Annotated in this window: 15 protein-coding genes; 5 read left to right on the top strand and 10 right to left on the bottom strand. The window is 73.1% G+C overall.

Annotation, left to right across the window (positions count from 1 at the left end; all coding sequences use genetic code 11):
• The first annotated feature begins 3 nt into the window (after nt 1-3).
• Together D7147_RS10960 and D7147_RS10955 are read left to right on the top strand one after the other, a co-directional pair.
• Nucleotides 4-1,890 carry a GH39 family glycosyl hydrolase gene (locus D7147_RS10960; RefSeq protein ID WP_120676331.1) on the top strand — a complete coding sequence of 629 codons (1,887 nt, stop codon included), beginning with the start codon at nt 4-6 and terminating at the stop codon, nt 1,888-1,890.
• Entirely contained in the window at nt 1,887-3,419 is a 1,533-nt protein-coding gene (locus tag D7147_RS10955; RefSeq protein WP_120676329.1) for an alpha-amylase family glycosyl hydrolase, read from the top strand. Before D7147_RS10960 ends, D7147_RS10955 begins: the two co-directional genes overlap by 4 nt.
• Nucleotides 3,420-3,534: 115 nt before the next feature.
• On the opposite strand, the gene D7147_RS10950 is transcribed toward D7147_RS10955, so the two are convergent.
• The 5 genes from D7147_RS10950 to D7147_RS10930 all read right to left on the bottom strand — a co-directional run bounded on the left by D7147_RS10950 (nt 3,535) and on the right by D7147_RS10930 (nt 10,148).
• Nucleotides 3,535-5,424: an ABC transporter ATP-binding protein gene (locus D7147_RS10950; RefSeq protein ID WP_120676327.1), complete on the bottom strand. Its 1,890-nt coding sequence runs from the start codon at nt 5,422-5,424 to the stop codon at nt 3,535-3,537.
• A 1-nt stretch (nt 5,425) separates the two neighbouring features.
• Nucleotides 5,426-6,355, bottom strand: coding sequence for an ABC transporter permease (locus D7147_RS10945; RefSeq protein WP_120676325.1), 930 nt, complete (start codon nt 6,353-6,355; stop codon nt 5,426-5,428).
• A gap of 31 nt (nt 6,356-6,386) precedes the next feature.
• Complete coding sequence (locus D7147_RS10940) at nt 6,387-7,382, bottom strand: ABC transporter permease (protein ID WP_120676323.1); 996 nt, start codon at nt 7,380-7,382, stop codon at nt 6,387-6,389.
• 64 nt (nt 7,383-7,446) lie between these two features.
• Complete coding sequence (locus D7147_RS10935; RefSeq protein ID WP_120676321.1) at nt 7,447-9,120, bottom strand: ABC transporter substrate-binding protein; 1,674 nt, start codon at nt 9,118-9,120, stop codon at nt 7,447-7,449.
• Nucleotides 9,117-10,148 carry a LacI family DNA-binding transcriptional regulator gene (locus D7147_RS10930; protein WP_120676320.1) on the bottom strand — a complete coding sequence of 344 codons (1,032 nt, stop codon included), beginning with the start codon at nt 10,146-10,148 and terminating at the stop codon, nt 9,117-9,119. The genes D7147_RS10935 and D7147_RS10930 overlap by 4 nt, the downstream gene beginning before the upstream one ends.
• A gap of 118 nt (nt 10,149-10,266) precedes the next feature.
• Between D7147_RS10930 and D7147_RS10925 the strand changes: the two genes are divergently transcribed.
• Nucleotides 10,267-12,675 carry a beta-galactosidase gene (locus D7147_RS10925; protein WP_158609342.1) on the top strand — a complete coding sequence of 803 codons (2,409 nt, stop codon included), beginning with the start codon at nt 10,267-10,269 and terminating at the stop codon, nt 12,673-12,675.
• Between the two features lie 142 nt (nt 12,676-12,817).
• Here D7147_RS10925 and D7147_RS10920 read toward each other — a convergent pair whose 3' ends face one another.
• The 3 genes from D7147_RS10920 to D7147_RS10910 all read right to left on the bottom strand — a co-directional run bounded on the left by D7147_RS10920 (nt 12,818) and on the right by D7147_RS10910 (nt 14,763).
• A complete protein-coding gene (locus D7147_RS10920) occupies nt 12,818-13,594 on the bottom strand; it encodes a nucleotidyltransferase domain-containing protein (protein WP_120676316.1) in 777 nt (258 codons plus the stop codon).
• A gap of 72 nt (nt 13,595-13,666) precedes the next feature.
• On the bottom strand, nt 13,667-13,969 hold the full coding sequence (locus D7147_RS10915; RefSeq protein WP_120676774.1) for a GNAT family N-acetyltransferase: 303 nt from the start codon (nt 13,967-13,969) through the stop codon (nt 13,667-13,669).
• A 74-nt stretch (nt 13,970-14,043) separates the two neighbouring features.
• Nucleotides 14,044-14,763 carry a DUF6624 domain-containing protein gene (locus D7147_RS10910; protein ID WP_120676314.1) on the bottom strand — a complete coding sequence of 240 codons (720 nt, stop codon included), beginning with the start codon at nt 14,761-14,763 and terminating at the stop codon, nt 14,044-14,046.
• 154 nt (nt 14,764-14,917) lie between these two features.
• Here D7147_RS10910 and D7147_RS10905 point away from each other — a divergent pair, with 154 nt between their 5' ends.
• Nucleotides 14,918-15,946, top strand: a complete 1,029-nt coding sequence (locus D7147_RS10905) for an aldo/keto reductase family protein (protein ID WP_120676312.1) — start codon at nt 14,918-14,920, stop codon at nt 15,944-15,946.
• Between the two features lie 98 nt (nt 15,947-16,044).
• Entirely contained in the window at nt 16,045-17,352 is a 1,308-nt protein-coding gene (locus tag D7147_RS10900) for a glycosyl hydrolase family 18 protein (RefSeq protein WP_120676311.1), read from the top strand.
• On the opposite strand, the gene D7147_RS10895 is transcribed toward D7147_RS10900, so the two are convergent.
• Complete coding sequence (locus D7147_RS10895; protein WP_120676772.1) at nt 17,330-17,851, bottom strand: molybdenum cofactor biosysynthesis protein; 522 nt, start codon at nt 17,849-17,851, stop codon at nt 17,330-17,332. The two genes, D7147_RS10900 and D7147_RS10895, sit on opposite strands and share 23 nt — an antisense overlap.
• A 118-nt stretch (nt 17,852-17,969) precedes the next feature.
• On the bottom strand, nt 17,970-18,848 hold the full coding sequence (locus tag D7147_RS10890; protein ID WP_120676308.1) for an NAD(P)H-binding protein: 879 nt from the start codon (nt 18,846-18,848) through the stop codon (nt 17,970-17,972).
• Nucleotides 18,849-18,903 lie beyond the last annotated feature (55 nt).

Here is an 18,903-nt window from a genome sequence, read left to right as displayed (position 1 = left end):
CCGGTGTCCAGCACTGCTCGGCCGCCGGCCACCGCCGCCGGAACCGGCGGGGAGCGCGCGGAGGCGGCCACGGCCCCGGAGAGCGATCCGGCCGACCCACGCGCGGCCGGAGCGGCCGCCCGGACGATCAGCCGGGGCGGCGGGATCCGGGTGCACGCCGGGCGCGGACAGGTCGACGTCGACTGGGATGCCGCGCCCGGCGCCGCCGGATACCTGGTGCACCGCGCCGACGGTGACGGCCCGTACCGGGTGGTCGACCATCGAGGCGGTGACCTGCTCGCGGTTCCCGGCCCGCCGTACGCCGACACCACCGTCGAGCCGGGACGGACCGTGCGGTACGCGGTGCGTCCGGTGTACGACCCGGACCGTCCCGACGAGGCGCCGCTCGGGCGGGAGTCGGCACCGGTCGCGGCGCGTGACGACGGCGACGCCGTGGTCGAGGTCGCGGTGGACGTCGCCCGAGCGGCTGGGCCGGTGCACCGGCCGTGGCGGGACATGATCGGCTCCGAGCACCTGAGCCTGCTGCTCGGCACCGACCGGGTGGGCGGCGAGCCGATGGGTGCCGGGCTGGCGGCGGCGCTGTCGCGGGTGCACCGCGAGCTGGGCGTACGGCGGGTACGCGCGCACGGCATCCTCGGCGACGACCTGGGCGTCTACCGCGAGGAGGACGGACGCCCGGTGCACGACTTCAGCGGCGTCGACGCGGTGCTGGACTCGCTCGCCCCGACCGGCCTGCGGCCGGTGCTGGAGCTGTCGTTCGTGCCCCGGGCGCTGGCCCGCGACCCGTCGCGGGTCGTCACCGCGGCCGGCGTGTCCAGCCCGCCGAGGGACTGGGACCGGTGGGCGAGGCTCGTCGGCGACCTGGTCCGGCACCTGCGGGCCCGGGTCGGCGACGCCGAGCTGCGCCGATGGGCGGTCGAGGTGTGGAACGAACCGGACCTGGAGTGCTTCTGGACCGGTACCGGCGAGGAGTACCTGCGGATGTACGACGTGACCGCCCGGGCGGTACGCGAAGCCTGCCCGGGCCTTCCGGTCGGCGGGCCGGCGACCGCGGCCACGAAGTGGATCGAACCGTTCCTCGACCACGTCGACGCCTCCGGCGCGCCGCTGGACTTCCTCTCCACCCACGTCTACGGCAGCCCGCCGCTGGACCTGCGCCCGGCACTCGAACGGCACGGACGCGACGGCACGCCGCTGCTCTGGACCGAGTGGGGCCCCTCCCCCACCCACTTCGCGCCGGTCAACGACTCGGTGCTCTCGGCCGCGTTCCTGGCGACCGGGATGCGGGCGGCGGCCGGTCGGGTGGACGCGCTCGCCTGCTGGGTGGCGAGCGACCACTTCGAGGAGCTGGGCCGGCCACCCGCGCTGGTGCACGGCGGGTTCGGGCTGCTCTCCGTCGGCAACCTCGCCAAGCCCCGCTTCTGGGCGCTGTGGATGCTGGAGCAGCTCGGTGCGGCGGAGCTGCCCGCACGGATCACCGGAGACGGCGCCGACACCCTCGTGCGGGCCTGGCCGTCGATCGACCCGGAGACCGGCCGGGTGGCCGTCGTGGTCTGGAACGGCACCCTCGACCAGGGCGTACTCGGCCGGCCGGAGCAGCGCCGCCGGCTGGAGCGGACCGTTCGGATCCGGCTCGGCGGGCTGGGGCGCGGAGCGTACCTGCTGCGCCACCGCAGGGTGGACGACGAGACGTCGAATCTGACCGCCACCGCGCGCCGGCTCGGCGTCGACGGTTGGCCCACCGAGGAGCAGTGGCGGGTGCTGCGCGCCAGGGACACGCTCGCCGACGCGTCGCCGCCGGTGACCGTCACCCCGGACGACGGCCGGCTGACGCTGTCGTCGACCCTGCCCATGCCATCGCTCTCCCTGTTGGAGTTGACTCCCCGATGACCGGACCCTGGTGGCGCGAGGCCGTCACCTACGAGGTGTACGTACGCTCGTTCACCGACTCCGACGGCGACGGGCTCGGTGACCTGCCGGGCGTACGCTCGCGCCTGCCGTACCTGGCCGGGCTCGGCGTGGACGCGGTCTGGGTGACGCCCTTCTACCCCAGCCCCGATTCCGACGCCGGTTACGACGTCAGCGACCACCGCGACGTGGACCCGCGACTCGGCACCCTCGCCGACGTCGACGGCCTGATCGCCGACGCCCACCGGCTCGACCTGCGGGTGCTGGTCGACCTGGTGCTCAACCACGTCTCCAGCGCGCATCCGTGGTTCGTCGCCGCCCGTGCCGCCGGGCCCGGCTCGGCGGAGCGCGCCCGGTTCCACGTACGGGCCGGGCGCGGACCGGAGGGCGTGCAGCCGCCGACGAACTGGCCCTCGATCTTCGGTGGTCCGGCGTGGACGCCGTTCGGCGACGGCGAGTGGTACCTGCACCTGTTCGACGCCGAGCAGCCGGATCTGCGGCACGACCACCCGGACGTCGCCGCCGACACGCTCGCCACGCTCCGGTTCTGGCTGGACCGCGGGGTGGACGGGGTGCGGTTCGACGCCGCCGGCTCGCTGTCGAAGGATCCGGCGTACCCCGACCTGCCGGACGGTTGGCGGCCGGGCGACCCGGCCCCGTTCAGCGACCGGGAAGAGGTGCACGAGATCTACCGCCGGTGGGCGCGGGAGCTGGCCTCGTACCCGGGCGACCGGCTCGGGGTGGCGGAGACGTGGGGTGGGCCGGAGCTGCTCGCCCCGTACCTGCGCCCCGACGAGCTGGGGCAGGCCTTCGCCATGGACCCGCTCTACTGGCCACTGCGGGCGCAGCTGTGGCGCGACGGCGTCGACGCCCTGCTCGCCGCCACCGGCCGGCACGGCCGGTTGCCGACCTGGGTGCACGGCAGCCACGACGTCCGGCGGGCCGCCGAACGGTGGGGGCCGCACGGCGCCCGGGCGGTGCTGCTGCTGATGCTGGCGCTGCCCGGCGCGGTGTACCTGTACGCCGGGGACGAGCTCGGCCTGCCGGAGGTGACGCTCGCCGACGAGGCGATCCGGGATCCGGTGTTCCGCCGGTCCGGTGGCGCCGACCGGGGCCGCGACGGCGCCCGGATCCCGCTGCCGTGGACCGCCGGCGGCGCGCCGTACGGTTTCGGGCCGGCCGGGTCGACGCCGTGGCTGCCGCAGCCCGCCGACTGGGGCAGGTACGCGGTGGACGGGCAGCGCGACGACCGGAGCTCGACGTTGGCGCTGACCCGGACGGCGCTGCCGCTGCGCGACGTCTGGTGGCGGGGCCGGCCGGCCGAGCTGACCTGGCGGGACGCGCCGGCCGAGTGCCTGGCCTTCCGGCGCGGGCAGCACGGCCCGACCTGCCTGGTCAACCTCGGCGACGCGCCGGTCGACTGGCGCCCGTACGGAAGGCGGCTGCTGCTGGCCAGCGCACCGGCGGCGGAGGAGAAGCTCCCCGCCCGGTCGACCGCCTGGCTGGCGTGACGAGCGGGCCCACCCCGATCGGGTCGGGGTGGGCCCGCTGCGCACGTCGGGCCGAGGAACCGGCGCCGGGCCCCCGGCCGCCCGACGCCGACTCCCCGGCCGCGCGCCGTCGGACTCAGGCCGACGGCGACGCCTGGCGGCCGGTGGCCTTCGCGAACGGGTTGGGGATCGAGTCGAGCAGCAGCCGCGTGTAGTCGTCGCGGGCCGCTCCGATCACCTCCCGCGTCGGTCCGCTCTCGACCACTCTCCCCTGGTTGAGGACCAGCACCTCGTCGGCGAGGAGCCGGGCGCTGAGCAGGTCGTGGGTGATGTAGAGCATCGCCAGCCGGTGTTCCCGGACCAGGTCGCCGAGCAGTTCGAGGATCTCGGCGCGGATCGACACGTCCAGCATGGAGATCGGCTCGTCGGCGATCAGCACCCGCGGTTCGGGCGCGAGCGCCCGGGCGGTCACCACGCGTTGCCGTTGCCCGCCGGAGAGCTGGTGCGGCAGCTTGTCGAGGAACTGCCCCGCCGGCGCGAGACCGACGCTCTCCAGCAGCTGCGCGGCGCGCTCCCGGGCCGCCACGCCACCGAGGCCGGCGAAGTTGGCCAGCGGCCGGGAGAGGGCGTACGCGATGGTGCGGGTCGGGTTCAGCGCGCTGAACGGATCCTGGAAGATCATCTGTACGTGCCGCCGGTAGTCGCGCAGGGCCCGGCCGCGCAGCCGGTCGACCCGGAGGTCTGGGCCGTCGCCACCGGTGAACCGGACCTCGCCGGTGCTCGGCCGTTCCACCCCGGTGATCAGCCGCGCGAGCGTCGACTTGCCGCTGCCGCTCTGCCCCACCAGCGCGGTGACCGTGCCGGGGCGCAGCGTGAAGGAGGCGTCCCGGACCGCCTCGACGCTGCTCGTGCGCAGCCCACGCCGGCTGGTGTACCGCTTGCTCACCCGCTCGACGGTGAGCACTGGCGCGGCGTCGGCCGGGTCGGCCGGCCGGTGGAGGCCGGCGGTCGCCGGGAAGTGGCTGCCGAGCGCGGTGGCGGCCTCGGCGGTGCCGAGGGTGACGACGGGCAGCCGGTCCTCCTGGGCCACCAGGCAACGGACCAGCCCGCCCCGGTCCGGCAGCAGGTCCGGGTGGGTGGTGCGGCAGGCGTCCTCGGCGTGCGGGCAGCGGGCGGTGAAGAGGCAGCCGGCGTGCGGGCGGGACAGGTCCGGCGGCCGGCCCGGGATGTAGCTGACCCGCACCTCGGGCAGCCGCGGGTCGGCGTACGAGCCGAGCAGCCCGCGGGTGTACGGGTGGCGGGGCTCGCGGAGCACCTCGCCCGCGGGGCGGTCCTCGACGATCTCGCCGCCGTACATCACCATCACCCGGTCGGCCATCTCCAGGACGGTGCCCAGGTCGTGGCTGACGAAGAGGACGGCGAAGCCGAGCTCGCGCCGCAGCTCGGCGAGGCGGGTGAGGATGCTGCGCTGCACCACCACGTCGAGACCGGTGGTGGGCTCGTCGAGCAGGACCAGCTTGGGACGGAGGGCGAGCGCGAGGGCGAGGGCGACCCGCTGCTTCATGCCGCCGGAGAGCTCGTGCGGGTACGCCCGCAGCACCCGCCGGTCGAGCGCGACCAGTTCGAGCAGCTCGGTGGCGCGGGCGGTGACGTCGCCGGGCACCTTGTGCGCGGCGAAGGTGTCGGCGAACTGGGCCTCCACCCGGATGACCGGATTGAGCGAGTTCATGCTGCTCTGGAAGACGGTGGAGAGGTCCACCCAGCGCAGCTCGCGCAGCCGTTCCTCGTCGGCCTCGGTCAGGTCGACGCCGTCGAAGGTGACCCGGCCGCCGGTGATGTGCGCGGGCGGGCTGAGCAGGCGCAGCACGGCGTTGCCGAGCGTCGACTTGCCGCAGCCGGACTCGCCGAGCAGGCCGACGAACTCGCCGTCGGCGATGCGGAACGAGACGTCGTGCACCGCGCGGTTGGCCGGCTGGTCGCGGGGGGTGTAGGTGACGGAGAGGTGGTCCACCTCGAGCAGAGCCATGTCAGTCCTCCCGGAGGTGGGGGTTGCTGAGCGCGTCGATCCCGAAGTTGATCAGCGTGAAGGAGGTGATCAGCAGCGAGAGCGCGAGGCCGGGGGCGATCAGCCAGGCCCACTGGCCGGTGAGCATCGCGCCGCCGAGGCTGGCCTGGTTGAGCATCGCGCCCCAGCTGACGGTCAGCGGATCGCCGAGGCCGAGGAAGGCCAGGCCCGCCTCGCCGCCGATGGCGGCGAGCGCCGCGCCCATGAAGCCGACCACGATGAGCGAGGTCATGTTCGGCACGATCTCCCGGGCGATGATCCGGGCGGTGCCGTCGCCGGCGAACCGGGCGGCGGTCACGTAGTCGCGGGTGCGCAGCGTGATGACCTGCGAGCGTTTGATGCGGGCGCCGTACGCCCAGCCGGTCACGCTGATCACCACGATGATCAGCCAGATTCCGCGCACCGGGGCGTACGCGGCGAGCGTCACCATCAGCGGCAACGCGGGCACGACCAGGCCCAGGTTGATGAGGAAGGAGAGCACCTCGTCGACCCAACCGCCGACGAACCCCGCGGTCAGGCCGATGACCAGCCCGATCAGGGTGGAGAGCACCCCGGCCGCGAGGCCGACGAGCATGGAGGTGCGGGCCCCGACGACCAGTTGGGACAGGACGTCCTCGCCCTGGGCCGTGGTGCCCAGCCAGTGGCTGCCGGTGGGCCCGAGCGAGGTGGGAAAGGCGTCCTCGTGGGGGTCGTACGGGGCGAGAAGCGGCGCGAAGACCGCGAGCAGCACGAACGCGGCGAGCATCAGCAGGCCGATACGGCACTTGCGGTTGCGCCAGAGGATGACGAACCAGCCGGGCAGGCGGGTGGTCCGGGCGACCGCGGTGGCGGCGGCCTGGACGCCTTCGGTGTCCGTGCCGGGCGCCGGCACGGCGGGGGCGGGGGTGCTCACGCGGCCTCACCCCGCTCGTCGAGGCCGATTCTCATGCCGATTCCACCTTTCGCACCCGGGGGTCGAGGAACCCGTAGAGCAGGTCGGCCAGGAAGTTCGCCACCAGCACGCCGATCGTGGTGAACAGGAAGATGGCCTGCATCAGCGGGTAGTCGCGGCTGGAGACCGACTCGAGCAGCAGCCGACCCATGCCGGGGTAGTTGAAGACCGTCTCCACCAGCACGGTGCCGCCGAGGATGCCGCCGAGCGCGATGGCGAAGCCGGTGACGTTGGGCAGGATCGCGATGCGCGCCCCGTAGGTGAGGGCGATGCGACGCCGGGGCAGGCCGCGGGCCACGGCCAGCCGGGTGTGGTCCTCACCGAGGCTCTGCACCATGTTGTTGCGCATTCCGATGATCCAGCCGATCGGACCGGTGATCAGCAGCGCGACCGCCGGCAGCACGCTGTGCTGGAAGGCGTCGGAGATGAACAGCCAGCTCCAGCCCGGTGAGCTGCCACCGCCGTAGCCGCCCCGCTCGGGGAACCAGTGCAGGGTGATGGCGAAGACGTAGACGAGCAGCAGGGCTAGCCAGAAGAACGGCAGCGTGCCGAGGAAGGTCGAGCCGAGGGTGATGACCGAGTCGACCCGGCTGTTGCGCCGGTACGCGGCCCAGGTGCCGAGCAGCGTGCCGACGACGAACGAGATGATCTGGGTGACCCCGACGAGGATCACCGTCCACGGCAGCGCCTGCCCGATCATGTGCGTCACGCTGTACGGGAAGTAGGTGTACGAGATTCCGAAGTCGCCGTGCAGCACCGCGCCGAGGTACTGCACGTACTGGTCGAAGAGGTTCCCGTCGGGTGTGCCGAGCATGACCCGGATGGCCTGCACCTGGGCCGGGTCGACGCTCTCGCTCTGCCCGGCCAGCCGGGACACGATCGCCTCGGCGGGGTCCCCGGGCTGCAGGCGCGGGATCAGGAAGTTCAGCGTGACGGCCGCCCACAGGGTGCCGAGGAAGAAGACGAAGCGTCTGAGGAAGTAGGCCACGAGTACCGGTCCCTTCTCCGCCGACGGGCCGGCCGGCGCCGCGGATGCGCCGGCCGGCGGTCGACTACTTGGCGTCGGCCCCGGTGGGCTTGAGGTTCGTGATGATCAGCAGGTTGTCGCTGGGCGCGGCGTACGCGTTCTCCTCGCTCGGCCAGCCGACCGCCTTGGCCGTGCGGTACTGGAACCACTTGGCGCCGTACCAGAGCGGGATCACCGGCACCTGCTCCACCATGACCTTCGCCAGGTCGGCGACGGCGGCCTTCTGCGCCGCGTCGTCGGTGGCGGTGCGCAGCGTGTCGATCAGCTGGTCGGTGTGCGGGTCGTTCCAGCGGACGAAGTTGCTGACCGCCTTCTTGCCGATCGGCGCGGACTGGTCGCTGGCCAGCGGCTCCTGGAAGTTGCGGAACATGTTGCAGCTTCCGCCGTGCACACCGAGCACCATGTCGTAGTTGCCGATCGCGCGATCGTTCTCGTACGCCTCGGGGGTGGGGGTCTCCGCCCGGACGGTGAAGCCGAGCGCGGTCAGGTTCGACACGATGATCCGCTGCGCCTGCACCCAGTCGGTCCAGGAGCCGGGCACCCGGAAGCTGAACGTGATCGGCTTGCCGTCCTTGCCGACGCGCTTGCCGTCGCCGTTGCGGGGGTAGCCGGCGGCGGTCAGGTCGGCGTCGGCCTTCGCCTGGTCGTAGCCGATGACGCCCTGGTCGGCGAGGTCCTTCGGCAGCCAGTCGGCCTGGCCGGGCACCACCAGTCCGGTCTGGCTGGCCGGCTTGACGTAGCCGAGCTGCGCCTTGTCGACGATCTCCTGCCGGTTGAACCCGGGCAGCAGGGCCTTGCGGAAGGCGGTGTCGTCGAACGGCGCCTTGGTGAGGTTCATGTAGACGCTGATGGAGCCACCGGAGGGGTACCAGTACTTGTTGTGCGCCGGATCCCGGTCGACGTACGCCTTCTTGATGTCCGGCACGAACATCGCGTTGGTGTCGTACTCGCCGCGGCTGAGCTTGAGCTGGTCGATCTGGCCGCCACCGTCGGCCTTGTGGAACCGCAGCTCGTCGACCATGATCTTGTCGGCCTGCCAGTAGTCGGCATTGCGGCCGAGCGTGAGCTGCTGGGGGTTGAACGCCTTGACGGTGAACGGTCCGGTGCCGACGGGCTTCTCGGCGTTGGTGAAGGTGACCGGGTCGGCCACGGTGGACCAGACGTGCTTCGGCACGATCTTGATCTCGCTGAAGAGCGTGAACGCCGCGGCGCCGGGCTGCACGAACCGCATGGTGACGGTGTGCGGGTCGGTCGACTCGACGGCACTCAGGTAGCGCCAGACACCCTTGACGTCGAGCGCCTTGTGCTGCTTGAGCAGGTCGTAGGTGAAGGTCACGTCGTCGGCGGTGAACGGCTTGCCGTCGTTCCACTGCACGCCGTCGCGCAGCTTCCACACCAACGTCTGCGGGTCGGTCCAGCTCCACTCGGTGGCCAGCCAGGGCTTCGCCTGACAGCCGTAGTTGTCGTACGCGACGAGCTGCTCGAAGAGGTACTCGGTGGCGCCGAGCCGGCTGGCGTCGAGGTACGGGTTGTAGTTGGCCTGCGGGTTGCTGCCGCCGCCGAAGTCGCCGTAGTCGAGGTACGCGATGCGGCCCTCGGTGCCGGGCCCGGACTGCTGTTCGGTGCCGGTGCAGCCGGCGGCGGTCAGGACGACGGCGGCCGCGACCGCGGCGATCCGGGCGAGTCTCGATCGTTTCACTTGCCGGTACCTCCAGTGGGGGGCTCCGCCGGGCAGCCGCAGCTGCGGCGCACGACGAACTCGGTGGGGAGGACGACGCTGTCGAACGCCGCGCCGGGGGCATCGACGGCGTTGAGGATCAGCCGGGCGGCCTCGGCGGCCAGTTCCCGGACCGGCTGCCGCACGGTGGTGAGCGGCGGCGAGACGAGCGCGGCCATCGGCGCGTCGTCGAAGCCGGTGATGACGAGGTCTTCCGGCACTCGCAGGCCCCGGCCCAGCGCCCCGACGAGGACGCCGAGCGCGAGCTCGTCGTTGGCGCAGACGACGGCCTGCGGGGCCGGGGTGCCGCCGCCGAGCAGCCGCTCGGTGGCGAGCACGCCGTCGTGCTGCTGCATGGCGAGGCGCAGCGGCTCCGTCGGCGGCGCGAGGTCCAGCTCCCGGTACGCCTCCTGGAAGCCGGCCCATCGCTGGCTGACGTCCGGCGAGCCGTCTGGGCTGCCCACGAAGACGAGGTCCCGCAGGCCGTGGTCGACCAGCAGGTGCCGGGTCAGCATCGTCATGGCGGGGGCGTTGTCGACGCCGACCGAGGGCACCGTCTCCGGTCCCCGGCCGGCGAGCACGACGACCGGGACCAGCTCGGCGAGGCGCAGCAGCGCCGGTTCGGTGATGGTGCCGCCGACGACCGCGATGCCGTCGACCCGTCGGGCCATCTCCAGCGCCTGATCGTCGGAGTCCTCGCGCAGGTGGGTGCAGAGGATGTGCACGCTGGCCCGGGCCGGCACGGCCTCCGACTCGAAGCCCTGGATCAGCTCGGTGAAGTAGGGACCAGAGAGACCGGGGAAGACCAGGCCCAGCGCACCGTGCCGGCGCGCGGCGAGCGCCCGGCCGAGGTGGTCCGGCCGGTAGCCGTACTTCTCGATCGCCTCGAGGACGCGCCGGCGCATCTCCTCCGACACCTGGCCGGTGCCGTTGGAGACCCGGGAGACCGTGGCGACCGAGACTCCGGCCAGCCGGGCGATCTCCCGAACCGTGACCCGACTATTGCCCATGTCTCCCTCGATCCGTAACGTGCGGTTAACAGAAACCGGTTTCAGGCACCATAAGCAGGCGCCCGCCGGAGCACAAGAGGGCCGCCTGAAGATCCGCCGAGAGGAAGAGTCAGACCGCATGCCGCGAGTTCTTCTCCACGACCGCAGGATCGTCGTCGACGGTCGACCCCGCCTGCTCCTCGCCGGGGAGGTGCACTACTTCCGACTGCCCCGGGCGGCGTGGGCGGACCGGCTCGACCGGCTCCGCGAGTGCGGCGGCGACACCGTCGCCACCTACGTGCCGTGGCTCTGGCACGAGCTGCCCGACGGCGAGGTGGACCTCACGGGGCGTACCCACGAACAACGGGACCTCGCCGGCTTCCTGGACCTGGCCCACGAACGGGGCCTCTACGCGGTGGTCCGCCCCGGGCCGTTCATCATGGCCGAGATCAAGAACGAGGGGATCCCCTACCGGGTGTACGACGAGCACCCGCACCTGCTGCCCACCACCTGGGAGGGCCGGTCCATCACCACCCGCACCGTCGACTACCTCGCCCCGGAGTTCCTGGCCGCCGCCGAGGGGTGGTACGCCGAGGTGATGCCGGTGATCGCCGAGCGGCTCGCCGACCGCGGCGGGCCGGTGATCGGCGTCCAGCTCGACAACGAGATCGGGATGCTCTCCTGGGTCACCAACTCCCCCGACCTCACCGACGTCGTCTGTGAGGACCTGCGGCGCTGGGCGGTCGAGCGGTACGGCAAGGAGACCGCGGCGCAGCGCGTCGGCGCCGACCCGGGCGACCCGCAGGCGTGGGCGGCGGCGCTGCGCAGCCCGGCCGAGGCGAGATCGTTGACGCTCCACGACGACCTGGGCCGCTACATGCGCGACCGGTACCGGCGGTACGTGGTCGCGCTGCGCGAGTCTGCCGAACGGCACGGCGTGACCGGGGTGCCGTTCCTGATCAACGTGCACGGCACCGGCGGCGGGCGGGGCCGCACCTTCCCGATCGGCATCAGCCAGCTCTTCGAGGCGTACCGGGGGCAGCCGCAGCTCACCTCCGGCTCCGACTACTACCTCGGTGACCTCACCGTCACCAACGTCGCCGACCTGTACGCGGGCAACGCGTTCCTGGCCGCGGTGCATGACGCCGACCAGCCGCCGACGTCGCTGGAGTTCGAGGCCGGCAACGGCGACTACGGCCAGGACCTCTCCACGCTCTACCCGCCCGAGGCGATCGAGCTGAAGGCCCGGCTCTGCGTGGCGCAGGGCAACCGGCTGCTCAACCTCTACCTCTTCGCCGGTGGCTACAACCCGCCCCTGGCCGAGCCGGTCGGTGACGGCAACGACCGGATCGCGTTCACCGGGGAACGGCACGGCTTCGCCGCGTCGGTCGACCCCGAGGGACGGCTCAACCCCACCTACGCGGCGGCCCGGCGCGCCCTGCACGCCGTACGCGGGGTCGCCGACCTGCTCGCCGACTCCGACGAGGAGAACGACGGGCTGGCGCTGGGCTTCGTGCCCGACCACTACCTGACCGAGTACCACCACCCGGCGTCGGCGTCACGCGCCGCGCAGATCGCCGACCTGGAGCGCTTCCGGGGCCTCGGGCCCCGCGACGTGCTGGCCCGGGCGCTGCTGCTCGCCGGCTACTCCTTCCCCGCCGTCGACCTCCAGTCGCCGCTGCCCACGGGTACGCCGCCGGTGATCGCGCTGGCCAGCGCCGCCACGCTCGGCCGGGAGGTGCAGCAGCGGCTGGTCGAGCACCTGCACGCCGGGGGTCGCCTGCTGCTGCACGGCGTGCTGCCGGAACGGGACCACGACGGCGACCCCTGCACCGTGCTCGCCGACGCGCTCGGCCTGACCGTCACCGGGCGCGTCGACGACGGACCGCACTCCTTCCCGTCGGTGGTCGGGCACGGCTGGGCGGCGGGCCGGGCCGAGGCGCGGGTCGGCTACGCCCAGCGGCTGGCCGGCGAGACGGCCCAGCCGGTCCTCACCGAGGTGGCCTCCGGCGAGCCATGCGCGGTGGAGGTGACGGTCGGCGCGGGCCGGGCTCTGGTGATCGCCGCCGACATCCCCTGCGACCTGGACTTCTGGCGTACGGCGGTGGAGCGGCTCGGTGCCCGCCCCCGCCTCGCCCCGGACGCCGACGGGCCCGGGCTGGTGCTCACCTCGACCGTGGACCGGGCCGGGCAGCGGCTGCTGCACCTGATCAACGTGGCCCCGTCGGCCGTCACCGTCTCGCTCGGGTGGCACGGTGCGGCGCTGCTGGGCGGGCGTCGGCTGCGGGTGCCCGCCCGCACCGGCCTCATCCTGCCGCACGGGCTTCGGGTCGGCGCCGCCACGCTGCTGGAGACGACGTGCGAGCTGGTCGGCCGAGACGGGGACTCCGTGCTGCTGCGCCCCACCCAGGGCGACGACGAGGTGGTGCTCGCCACCGACCGTCCGGTGACCGTCAGCCGCGGCACCGTGCACACCGCCGACGGTCGAGTCACCGTCCGCCTACCTGGCACCCCCGACGAAACCCCGATCCGCCTAACCGTCGCCTAGCCCCCCACCCCCCCACCCCCTCCCTCTCCCCGCCTGCACCCGGTGATCATGAAGTTATTGCTGCGACACGCCGTGCCGGACGGCGACAACTTCATGATCACCGGGGCGGAGGCGGGTGGGAGGGGGCAGGTGGGGGTGGGGGTTAGGGGGTTTGGGTGATCTCGTCGAGGACTCGTTGCTGGAAGGCGCGGGCCTGCGGGCCGCTCGGCGGTGGGCCGCCGCGCCGGGCCGCGATGGCGCGCTCGATCACCGGCGTCGCCTCGTCCCCGTCGGCGATCAGCCGCTGCCCGGCCTCGGACTTCGCCAGCCACCGGCCGTGCCGGACGCGCACCAGGGAGCGGCAGGCGCCGAGCACGGCGTCCTCGGCGCCGGGCGCCGGCTCGTCACCGGGCGGGGTCGGCAGGGCCAGCCACCAGCCGAGCGCGTCGACGAGCAGGCGGCGCAGGTCGGCGGGGCTCACGTCGGCGAACACCTCAGCCGCCGGGGCACCGAGCAGCGGGTACCCGCACTGGCGCAGGATGCTGCGGTCCAGCGCGTACCAGAAGTGCCCGTCCGCGACCGGTCGATCCGCCGGGGCGTAGGTGGCCCGGAACGGCATCCGCGCCCCGGTGTTCAGCTCCACTTCGAACCCGGGCTCCGGGGTGCCGGACGCGGCGACCGACCGGCGGTACGTGACCAGTTCCAGCCCGCGTGCCGGGCAGGGCAGCGCCTCGTGCCGCAGGCCGGCCACCAGCGCGCGCTTGGTCTGCTCGGGCAGCGGGTCGGCGCAGAGCAGCGCCACGTCGATGTCGCTGCGGCCGGGCTGGTACGCGTCGAGCCCGACCGAACCGGCGGCGTAGGCGCCGATCAGGTTGTCGCCCAGCACCGCGCGGGCCACCGCCAGCAGGTCGTCGAGGTAGCGTCGAACGTCCGTGTCCATCCGGCTATCTGAACCGATCGACGGGGATCGACCGGAGTCGGGCGGCGCCCATCGGGTGCGGGCCCGGCAGAGCTACTTGACCTTGCGGGTGGTGCGGACCACGATCTGCTCGTACTCCGGGTGCCGGGTCAGCCACTTGGCGATGAACGGGCAGATCGGCACGACGGTGCGCCCCTTGGCCCGGGCGTCGTCCATCACGGCCCGGGCGAGCGTCGAGCCGACGCCCTCGCCCTCGAACTCGGGGTCGACCTCGGTGTGGGTGTACGCGATGATCGTGCCGGTCAGCTGGTAGGTGACGACGCCGGCGAGGTCGCCGGTCTCGTTCCGCGCCTCGAAGCGGTCACGCTCGGGCACGTCGGTCACGGTGAACTGCATGGCACGAGTGTCCCAGGCCGCCGTGGACCGGTGGCGGGCGACCGCCGACGGCGCGACCGGCGCCACTGCCGCGCTCAGCCGTCGTCCTCGGCGCAGACGGCGGCCAGCTCGGCGAGGTAGGTGGCGAACGGGGGAAGGCCGGCGGTCGCGCGCCGGGCGTCGAGGCCCGCTTGGTCGTGGATCGGCGTCGCCGGCACCGGACCGTCCGGACCGCAGCGGACCTGCGTGCCGTACGTCTGTGGCTCGCCCCTGGCCGCCGCGACCCGGTCTTCGAGGTATGCCAGGTTGCCGGGCGAGGCCTGACCCACGGCGACGGCGCTGCGGAGCAGCTCGACGGCCTGCTGCTGGAAGGCGGGGTCGAGGTCGGAGTGCTGGGCGATGGTCCAGGCGGCGTCCTCGCCGTCCGCACCGACCAGGTCGATGGTCGGCCAGCCGTGCTCGGCGATGATCTCCTTCAACCGGGCGGTGCGGGTCTGGTCGCTCTCGGCGACCGGCTCCCCGTTGCGCTCGGCCTGGTCGCGCCGGAACATGCCGATCAACTCGTCGTGCAGCGCCTTGTCGAACCGGGCGGGCGAGCGGGTCGCCGCCGGAGCGGACCCGGACGACGGGTGGGCCGGCGCGGACGGTGCGGCGGCGGAGGTGGCCGTGCCGCCGGGCGAGCCGGAGGGCGCGGCCGGCCCGGACGCGTCGGTGCAGGCCATGAGTCCCGCGAGCGCGCTCAGGAGGAGGACGCCCTTGCGCGCTTGCGCAGGCAGCCGCCGTCGCGCAGGCGCGTCGGTCCGGGTGAACCGCATATCCACAGTGTCCCAGGCTTTTCCGGCACGCGCCGGACACGGCCGGCGAGTGGGGCGAGCAGCAACGCGGCGGCGGTCCGGACGGCCGCGCCCTGTCCCGGTAAGGAGTGGCAGGGCATGGACAGATTACGATGCGATGCTAGGGTCGACGCTCGTGGAGCATCGTCGCCTGGGCCGCAGCGGCCTCTACGTCAGTGAGATCACGTACGGCAACTGGCTCACCCACGGCGAGCTGGTCGACCGGGAGGCGGCCGTGGCCTGCGTAGGCGCGGCGCTGGACGCGGGCATCACCACGTTCGACACGGCCGACGTCTACGCCCAGGGCGCCGCCGAGCGGGTGCTGGGCGAGGCGTTGCGCGCGGTGCGCCGGGAGTCGGTGGAGATCGCGACGAAGGTCTGCCTGCCCGTCGGGGACGGAGCCAACGACCGGGGGCTGTCCCGCAAACACGTCATGGAGTCGTGCCACGCCTCGCTGCGCCGGCTCGGCACCGACTACGTGGACGTCTACCAGGCGCACCGCTTCGACGAGGCGACTCCGCTGGACGAGACCCTCGTCGCCTTCGACGACCTCGTACGCCAGGGCAAGGTGCGGTACCTGGGGGTGTCGGAGTGGACGGCCGCGCAGATCGGGTCGGCGCTCGCCCTGGCCGACCAGCTCGGGCTGCGCAGCCGGATCGTCTCCAACCAGCCGCAGTACAACATGCTCTGGCGGGTGATCGAGCCCGAGGTGCTGCCGTTGTGCCGGCGTGAGGGGATCGGTCAGTTCGTCTTCCAGCCGTTGGCCCAGGGTGTGCTCACCGGCAAGTACCGCCCGGGCGAGCAGGTGCCGGCGGGCTCCCGGGCGGCGAGCGGCGGACGGGCTCCCCGGTTCATCCGCCGGGTGCTCGGCGACTCGCTCCTGGCCCGGGTGCAGCGGCTGCGGCCGGTGGCCGAGGAGGTCGGGACCTCGATGGCCCAGCTGGCGATCGCGTGGACCCTGCAGCAGGAGGGCGTCAGTTCGGCGATCATCGGCGCGTCCCGGCCGGAGCAGGTGACCGAGAACGCGGGCGCGGCCGGGCTCCGGTTGGAGGCGAGCGTCCTGGCGCGAATCGACGAGGTGCTGGGCGACCTGATCGACCTCGACCCGAGCAAGACCGCCCAGATGATGGCGGTGAAGCCGGAGTGGGCCCGGTCGTCCGGGTGACGGGCCCGGTCCTGGTGAGGCGGCCCGTCCCGCGCCCGGACATCGACACTTAACAAAGTTAACTGATAGCCTCCCGTCAATCGATGAGGAGGCATGTCATGCGACTTCGACGCAGGGTGCCCGCGCTGCTGGCCGGCGCGGCGCTGGTCGCCGCCATCGCGGCGCTGCCGGCCACCAACGGATTCGCCACCACCACGCAGGCCGCGGCCGCGGCCTGCTCGGCGCCGCAGTGGGCGGAGGGGATGAACTACCCGGCGGGCAGCCGGGTCACCTACACGAGCCGGACGTACCAGGCTCTGGTCACCCACACCCCGCCGGCGGGCGCCGGTTGGAACCCGGCCGGCACCCCGGCACTCTGGACGGACCTCGGCGCCTGTGACGGCAATCCCTCGCCGCCGCCGACCGTGCCGCCCACACCCACCCCGACGCCGACCGTTCCGCCGGGTTCGACCACCTGCGCAGTGAAGTCGAAGCCGGCCGGCAAGGTGCTCCAGGGGTACTGGGAGAACTGGGACGGGGCCGCCAACGGAGTCCACCCGCCGCTGGGCTGGATCCCGATCACCGACTCGCGGATCCGTACCCACGGCTACAACGTGATCAACGCGGCGTTCCCGGTGATCCGCCCCGACGGCACGGTGCTCTGGGAGGACGGCATGGACGCCACCGTGAAGGTGGCGACGCCCGCCGAGATGTGCCAGGCCAAGGCCGCCGGGCTGACCATCCTGATGTCGATCGGCGGCGCCACCGCCGGCATCGACCTCAGCTCCAGCGTCGTCGCCGACCGGTTCGTCGCCACCATCGTGCCGATTCTGAAGCGGTACAACTTCGACGGCATCGACATCGACATCGAGACCGGGCTGACCGGCAGCGGCAACATCAACCAGCTCTCCACCTCGCAGGCGAACCTGATCCGCATCATCGACGGGGTGCTCGCCCAGATGCCGGCCAACTTCGGCCTGACGATGGCGCCGGAGACCGCGTACGTCACCGGCGGCAGCGTCGTCTACGGGTCGATCTGGGGCGCGTACCTGCCGATCGTCAAGCGGTACGCCGACAACGGGCGGCTCTGGTGGCTGAACATGCAGTACTACAACGGCAGCATGTACGGCTGCGCCGGCGACTCGTACCCGGCGGGCACCGTGGAGGGCTTCACCAAGCAGACCGACTGCCTCAACACCGGGCTGGTCGTGCAGGGCACCACCATCCGCGTTCCGTACGACAAGCAGGTCCCCGGGCTGCCGGCCCAGCCGGGTGCGGGCGGCGGCCACCTGGCGCCGGCCGCGGTGGCCCAGGCGTGGAACACCTACGGCGGCGCGCTCAAGGGCCTGATGACCTGGTCGCTGAACTGGGACGGCAGCAAGGGCTGGACGTTCGGCGACAACGTCAGGACGCTTCAGGGGCGCTGACCGACGGCGTCTCGATCGTCACCTGCACCGGGCCGACCCGCAGGACGCCGTCGGTGAGCGGCGTGCACCGCACGCCGCCCCGACGGCGCAACGCCTTCCAGGCGCCCGGGCCGATCGTCACGTCCATCCACGCGCACGGGTTCGCCGGCCGGTTGACCCGCAACCGGACCGGGCCGGCGCCGGAGTCCAGCACCAGCACCGCCCCGACGAGCTCGTCGACGGCGATGCCGGCGGTGAGCACGTTGCGGCGGACCTGCCGCAGGTCGGCGCCGGCCGGCAGCGACTCCTGCGCGATCAGGGTCACGCTCGCCTCCCGGTGCGCGGGGCGGCCGAAGTACCGGTCCCCCACGATTCCCAGACCGGCCCGGAGGCGCACCTCCTCGACCAGCTCACCCTCCACAGCGGGGGCCGGACCGTCGGCGGGCCGGCCGACGTACCGGTGCACGGGCGAGGCGAGCAGTTGCACGATCCGCGGTGCCTGCGGAGGCTGATGCGTCACGAGTTGCCGACCCTTCCGTCCGTCGTCGAGGAGTACCGCCACGCCACCCGCCCGACGGTAGCCGCCCGGCCGGGAATCCGGCCGGCCTGTCGCGCCGCCGCACCCGGAACGGAACGGTTCAGGAGGCGAGCTCGGCCAGCGCCGCCGCGACCGTCTCGGCCATCGGCGTCGTCGGGCGGCCGATGAGCCGGGACAGGTCTCCGGGCGTACCGGCCAGCGCGCCCCGGTTGATGGCCTCGTCCACGTCGACGAAGATCTCGGCGAGCGCGTCGGGCAGACCGGCGCCGGTCATCATCGCCTTCTGCTCCTGCGGCGGGACGTAGCTGTGCACGACCTTGGTCCCGCTCAGCCGGGTGATCACCTCCGCGAACTCTCCGAACGTCCAGGCGTGGTCGCCGCTCAGCTCGTACGCCGCGTTCAGGTGACCGTCCGAGGTCAGCACGGCGGCCGCGGCGGCGGCGTAGTCGCCGCGTGACGCGGTGGCGATGCGGCTCTCCCCGTGGACGCTGTTGACGATCGCGCCCCGGGCCAGGATGCTGGCCAGGTCACCGGTGAACATCGGGGCGTCGCTGTACCAGTTGTTGCGCAGGAAGGTGTACGGCAGGCCGGTGGCGAGGATCAGCTCCTCGGTCGTGCGGTGCTCCCCGGCGAGCAGGAAGTCCGCCTTGGGTCCGCCGAACACGCCGACGTACGCCAGCTGGGCGACGCCGGCCGCGGCCGCGGCGTCGATGACCGCCGCGTGCTGCGCGGTGCGCCTGCCGACGTCGCTGGCGGAGATCAACAGCACCCGGTCCCCGGGCTGGAACGCGCCCGCGAAGGTCTCGGGCCGGTCGTAGTCGGCCACGTGCAGCCGGACGCCCCGGGCGACCAGGTCGGCCGCCTTCTCCGCGCTGCGGGCCACGGCGGTGATCTGGTCGGCCGGCACGCCGGTGGCGAGCAGGTCGGCGATGACCAGCCGGCCCAGCTGTCCGGTGGCGCCGGTGATGGCGATGCTCATTGCACTCTTCTTCCAGGTCGGATGGGTGACGGCCGGATGGCCGGCGCTAACGCTA

This window comes from Micromonospora musae, assembly GCF_003626545.1.
In the GTDB taxonomy this organism is placed as follows: domain Bacteria; phylum Actinomycetota; class Actinomycetes; order Mycobacteriales; family Micromonosporaceae; genus Micromonospora; species Micromonospora musae.
The sequence above is the reverse complement of the archived record's forward strand: the minus strand, read 5'-3'. Positions and strand labels throughout refer to the sequence as shown.

What these genes read in the sequence shown, in the direction of transcription:
- D7147_RS10955 (WP_120676329.1), top strand. Translation starts at nt 1,887, where the DNA reads ATGACCGGACCCTGGTGGCGCGAGGCCGTCACCTACGAGGTGTACGTA.
- D7147_RS10950 (WP_120676327.1), bottom strand. Translation starts at nt 5,424, where the DNA reads ATGGCTCTGCTCGAGGTGGACCACCTCTCCGTCACCTACACCCCCCGC.
- D7147_RS10930 (WP_120676320.1), bottom strand. Translation starts at nt 10,148, where the DNA reads ATGGGCAATAGTCGGGTCACGGTTCGGGAGATCGCCCGGCTGGCCGGA.
- D7147_RS10925 (WP_158609342.1), top strand. Translation starts at nt 10,267, where the DNA reads ATGCCGCGAGTTCTTCTCCACGACCGCAGGATCGTCGTCGACGGTCGA.
- D7147_RS10920 (WP_120676316.1), bottom strand. Translation starts at nt 13,594, where the DNA reads ATGGACACGGACGTTCGACGCTACCTCGACGACCTGCTGGCGGTGGCC.
- D7147_RS10915 (WP_120676774.1), bottom strand. Translation starts at nt 13,969, where the DNA reads ATGCAGTTCACCGTGACCGACGTGCCCGAGCGTGACCGCTTCGAGGCG.
- D7147_RS10910 (WP_120676314.1), bottom strand. Translation starts at nt 14,763, where the DNA reads ATGCGGTTCACCCGGACCGACGCGCCTGCGCGACGGCGGCTGCCTGCG.
- D7147_RS10900 (WP_120676311.1), top strand. Translation starts at nt 16,045, where the DNA reads ATGCGACTTCGACGCAGGGTGCCCGCGCTGCTGGCCGGCGCGGCGCTG.
- D7147_RS10890 (WP_120676308.1), bottom strand. Translation starts at nt 18,848, where the DNA reads ATGAGCATCGCCATCACCGGCGCCACCGGACAGCTGGGCCGGCTGGTC.